The organism is Seleniivibrio sp., assembly GCF_021209385.1.
GTDB lineage: Bacteria > Chrysiogenota > Deferribacteres > Deferribacterales > Geovibrionaceae > Seleniivibrio.
In genome coordinates this window covers 1-5,280 of sequence record NZ_JAJOIL010000006.1, presented here as the reverse complement: position 1 = coordinate 5,280, position 5,280 = coordinate 1, and the positions used below count along the sequence as shown (strand labels likewise).

6 protein-coding genes are annotated in these 5,280 nt (G+C 44.8%); 5 read left to right on the top strand and 1 reads right to left on the bottom strand.

All coding sequences use genetic code 11. The annotated features are described in order from the left end of the window. Positions 1 to 93: 93 nt before the first annotated feature. Complete coding sequence (locus LRY47_RS01775) at positions 94 to 1,188, top strand: iron-containing alcohol dehydrogenase family protein (RefSeq protein ID WP_295221945.1); 1,095 nt, start codon at positions 94 to 96, stop codon at positions 1,186 to 1,188. On the opposite strand, the gene LRY47_RS01770 is transcribed toward LRY47_RS01775, so the two are convergent. After that, positions 1,189 to 1,758 (bottom strand): lytic transglycosylase domain-containing protein, encoded by a 570-nt coding sequence (locus tag LRY47_RS01770; RefSeq protein ID WP_295221942.1) that lies wholly within the window; start codon positions 1,756 to 1,758, stop codon positions 1,189 to 1,191. An 82-nt stretch (positions 1,759 to 1,840) separates the two neighbouring features. On the opposite strand from LRY47_RS01770, the gene metF reads away from it, so the two are divergent. From metF to LRY47_RS01750, 4 genes are all read left to right on the top strand, one after another. Then, entirely contained in the window at positions 1,841 to 2,695 is an 855-nt protein-coding gene (gene metF, locus LRY47_RS01765) for a methylenetetrahydrofolate reductase [NAD(P)H] (protein WP_295221940.1), read from the top strand. Further along, positions 2,695 to 3,570, top strand: coding sequence for a radical SAM protein (locus tag LRY47_RS01760; RefSeq protein ID WP_295221937.1), 876 nt, complete (start codon positions 2,695 to 2,697; stop codon positions 3,568 to 3,570). Before metF ends, LRY47_RS01760 begins: the two co-directional genes overlap by 1 nt. A 322-nt stretch (positions 3,571 to 3,892) precedes the next feature. Beyond that, the gene (locus tag LRY47_RS01755) at positions 3,893 to 4,513 is read left to right on the top strand and encodes a hypothetical protein (RefSeq protein ID WP_295221936.1); all 621 of its coding nucleotides are present in this window, start codon (positions 3,893 to 3,895) and stop codon (positions 4,511 to 4,513) included. Between the two features lie 211 nt (positions 4,514 to 4,724). Beyond that, a partial coding sequence (locus LRY47_RS01750) for a carboxyl transferase domain-containing protein (RefSeq protein WP_295221934.1) occupies positions 4,725 to 5,280 on the top strand: 556 nt, incomplete at its 3' end.

Sequence of the window (5,280 nt, the reverse complement as noted above, 5' to 3'; positions counted from 1 at the left end):
CTTTTAAAGGTGGAAAGGACGGTTAACGTCCTTTCAAAGATCCCTTAAAAGGCTTAGGGGAATTTGTTCTCTTTTCCCATTTCAGGAGACAATATGCAGCAGTTCAGCTTTCACAGCCCCGTCCATGCCTTTTTCGGATTCAATGCAATAGATAATCTCAAAACCCTTCTTGAGCCTTACAAAACAGTTTGCATCGTCTGCGGCGCAACTTCCGCCGACAAGACCGGATTCCGCAAGTATATGGACGAATATTTCAAGGATAAGAACATACTCTGGTTCAACCGCATTGAGGAGAACCCGTCTATCAATACCATTCTGAAAGGCGGAAAGTTCGCCCGCGAATGTAAAGCGGAAGTTGTGATAGGTTTCGGCGGCGGAAGCCCGCTGGATGCATCTAAAGCCATTGCCGCGTTTGCCACCAATAACAAGGGTTTTTACGAGCTGCTCACCGAGGAAAAACTCGAAAAAGAGCCTCTGCCTGTGGTATGCATACCCACAACCTGCGGAACCGGCAGTGAAATGAACAATTACAGCATCGTCACCGATACCGAAAAGCTGGATAAGATAAATTTTGCCAAAGCGAACACATTTCCTAAATATGCGGTAATAGACCCCGTGTTTTTGCGTTCGCTCAACAGAAAGACTCTTTATGCCACGGCGTTTGACGCTTTTACTCACTGCCTCGAAGGTTTTGTGTCCGTTCGCTCAAATCCGTTCAGCGACAGCCACGCCATCACAGGTATGGAGATAATCCTTTCGACATTTGCCGAAGGCGCAGACACAACAAAAGACGAAACGCTGGTCAATTTTCTTTACGGCTCGACACTTGGCGGCATAGTCATTCTGCACACGGCAACCACACTGCTTCATGCTCTGGGATATTACCTGACAAACGAAAAGAAGATTCATCACGGCACAGCGAACGCCATTCTTCTGCCTTATTATCTTGAGATGATGCGCGAATCGGGCGTTGAAAAATGCATGGTTGTTGACGCGCTGATGGAGAAATACGGGTTTAACATTTCCCGTTGGCAGGATGAGATGGGTTATGATGTGACTATAAAAGAGATACTTTCTGACGAAGAGATAGAGGCTATGGTCGACTATGCTCTTACTAAAAAGAACAGCGAATGGTCTCCCTTTGCTCCCGAAAAGGATTTCGTTCTGGAAATTCTGAAAAGGTATTGATTACCTCTCATACTCTTCCATAATTTTTTTAATATAGTGCCTGGTTTCTCCGAAATCAGGCACTTTTCCGTCTTTAACGTTGTTCGGTCCCGCATTGTATGCGGCAAGCGCCAGAGGAACATCTTCAAACTTTTTAAGCTGTCTTGAAAGATACTTGACGCCGGCGTCGATGTTGTCTTCCGCAAGGAAGGGATCGCCGTGGGATATATCGAAGAAAGTTACAGGCATCACCTGCATGAGACCCATTGCCCCGGTGCGTGAAACCGCAAACTGTCTGCCTTTTGATTCAACTTTTATCATGATATGTATCAGTTTAGGGTCAACCTCGTATTTTTCGCAGGCTGTGTTTATAAATGCGTCAACCTCGTGAGTTTCGGACGTGGTGAAGCCGAGCCCCGCAACGAGTACAACATGTTTTGCCAGATGATACATGCTTATTGTTCTGTTCTTCAGATAGAACGGGTTTATCAGTGCCTTCGGACTTCCTGAGGCAAGAAATGTCAGCATGTTCAAAAGCAGAATGTAGCATATAAATGTATATAAAATGATCTTGTAAGCTTTGTTTAACATAAAAAAACAATGTCATAAAAACTTCTTGCAGTCAACCAAGTCTATGAGGATAATAGGGGTCATTTTAAAAAAAGGAAGTTTCATGAAAATATCTGACATGCTTAAAGCCAGACGTACAGTTTCGTTCGAGTTTTTCCCGCCCAAAAAAGAAGAGGGCGAAAATGTGCTATATGAAACCATAAAAGAACTTGTTGACTATAAACCTGATTTTGTATCAGTTACATATGGGGCGGGTGGATCCACTCAGGAGAAGACTGTCGAATGGACTACACATATTAAAAAGGTGCATGACCTGACAACGATGATGCATCTCACCTGTGTTGCGGCAGACGAGGAGAGCATCGACAAAATAACAGATGCCGTTGATGCTATAAAGGTTGAGAACCTGCTTGCGCTCCGCGGCGATTATCCGACGGACATGCCCGCAGAGCAAAGGAACGGAAAATTCCGTTATGCGGCTGACCTCGTTGGGTATCTGCGCAGGAAACACGGCGACAAATACTGTCTGGGGGTTGCGGGATATCCGGAGATGCACCCCGAAGCACCCAGTATGGATGCCGACATAGAAAATCTGAAACGCAAGCTGGATGTTGGCGGGGATTTCATAATTACTCAGCTTTTCTTCGACAATGAGCTTTATTTCAGATATATGGACAGGCTTGAAAAAGCGGGGATAACAGCTCCTGTTGTGGCAGGCATAATGCCTATCATAAACATTGCGCAGGTGGTGAAGTTTACGCAGATGTGCGGAGCGACTGTCCCTAAATTCCTTGTGGAAAAGATGGACGGAAAATCAGAAAAAAACCAGTTTATGACAGGCGTGGAATACGCTGTTGAACAGTGCAGAGGGCTTCTTGCCTCCGGCGTTTCCGGACTGCATTTCTACACACTGAACAAACACGGCGCAACCGAAGCCGTTCTGGACAGGATAAGGTAATGCCTGTCCATGTTGAACCACTCTACAGACCGCCAAGCGAGGCACACTCGCTTATTTTTCAGATAACTCACGGCTGTTCCTATAACAAATGCGCCTTTTGCGGGATGTACCTGCACAAACCTTTCGAGATAAAACCTTTAGACAGGGTACTCGCGGAGATATCCGCCGTACCCGATTCTTCCGCCAAAACAGTAAAAAAAATATTCCTTGCCGACGGCGACGGAGTAATATATCCAACCGAAGATCTGATAACCATCCTCGACGCTCTCAATGCAAAATTTCCTAATCTGATAAGAATAAGTTCCTACTGCGGTCCGCAGGCTATAATGAAGATCAAGCCGGAGGACTGGAAGCGTTACTATGACCGTAAACTGAAACTCCTTTATTTCGGTCTGGAATCCGGCAATAAAGAGGTGCTGAAGCTCATGAACAAGGGCATGGATGCCTTTAAGATACTGCCGAAGTTCAAGCAGATAAAAGAGACGGGGATTGCTTCTTCCGTTATGGTGATTCTGGGCGGCGGCGGAAAGAGACTCAAACAGGAGCATATTGCGGATACAGCGAAGTGGGTGACGGAAGCTTCACCGGAATACCTTTCTTTTCTCACGCTGTTTCTGCGCAGAAAGAAGGATTATTTCAACGGTCTGGAAAAACCGACGTTCCGCGATATTTTCGAGGAATCAAGAGATATGATACAATTGATAGAAGGGCGCAATATTATTTTCCGTTCCAACCATGTTTCAAACTTTCTGCCGCTGGAGGGCAGACTGGCGCAGGACAGAGACAGACTGGTGCGGAGTATAAACGAGGCTATGAATGTGCTTGAAGACCGCGGACAGCTCGATAAATACCCTGAGTTTTACGAGGAATTTTAATTAAACCATTTCCCTGACTGATGACAAAGAAGAGAAAAAAATAGATCGCGTCGTCGCTTTATTCGACAAATAGTTTAAAGTGGACTGATTTCAGCAAGCTCGGTACAGAAACATTTGCAAAAATAGGCAAATGTTTTCAGCCTTCGGCTAGTGCTTCTCGCGAAGACAAAAAGAAAAACCTGTCTCTGCGAGGGCATTGCCCGAAGCAGTCTTGTTGTTTTACATAAATCGTTAGTTTATCAGGAACTTGTGTTTGCATTAGTATCAATAAAATCCACCCCGACCCTCCTTTGTTAAAGGAGGGAGTAGAAGAGGAGTTCTGATGAAAGCTATATTTGTACCCACCGTTAAAGAGGCTCAGGGAATATTTCCCGATATTGAGCTAATGCTTTGGAAATATGGAATTTTTAAGGCTGAATATAATGACATTATGATATTCGTCATAGGTATTACCAAAACATGCGCAGCTTTTTCAGCGTCCATGGTATTCAACGAATTTAAGGTTCAGGAAGCTGTTCTGACAGGGATTTGCGGTGCTTACAGGCAGTCCGGTCTTAAGGTGGGCGACGTTGTGTCCATCTATAGGGATTTCTTTGCCGACGAGGCTGTTTTCTACCGTGACAGAATAACCTCTTTGAACGAAATGGGCTTCGAATTCGCTGATGAAGGTAGTTGCAGGTTCGATTCATACGGCAGTCTTCCTATAGTAAATTCCAATACTGTTTCATTCCTCGATGGTGAGGGGGATATATCGCCTCTTTTGCATGAAAAGTATGGGGCGTCTGTTGAGAACATGGAGGGTGCAGCATTCGGATTAGTGTGCAACATGTTGGGAATAAAAGCATATCAGGTTCGCGCAATTTCAAATTTCTGTGGAAGACGAGACACTCAGGAGTGGAACGTTAAGTTAGCTCTCGGCAATTTAAAAAGGCTTTTTGAATAGTATAAAATAAAACTAAAATTGACATTATCGAAATAACACATTCTCAGAAAACAGACAAACAAACCAGATTATATAATCCCGTAACTGCTTAATGTGGAAGCCTATTAATAAACAACCCCTAATTAGGGGCTTTTTGTATTGACAGTTGACAAGAAATTTAAAACATGTTTTATTACTTGGTATTATATCCACTAAGAGGGGGCTATATATAATGGATGAGAAAATTAAATTGCTGCATGACCTCAATGAAGCTGCGGAGCTCGGCGGCGGACTTGAGCGTATTGAAAAGCAGCACAAGCAGGGCAAGCTCACTGCCCGCGAGAGGATCGACAAACTGCTTGATAAAGGCACGTTTGTCGAACTTGATAAATTTGTCGTTCACAGATGCGACAATTTCGGAATGGAGAAAACTAAATTCCTCGGCGACGGCGTTGTAACAGGTTACGGCAAAGTTAACGGGAAAACAGTTTTTGTCTTTTCTCAGGATTTTACGGTTTTCGGCGGTTCACTGGCGGAAATGTTTGCCCGTAAGATCTGTAAGATAATGGACAAAGCTATGGAACTCGGATGCCCCGTGATCGGTCTTAACGATTCCGGCGGTGCCAGAATTCAGGAAGGCGTTCTTTCCCTCGCAGGTTATGCCGACATCTTCCTTCGCAACACACTTGCCTCCGGCGTTGTTCCCCAGATATCAGCTATCATGGGACCGTGCGCGGGCGGTGCTGTTTATTCACCCGCTCTGACAGACTTCACCTTCATGGTTAAAA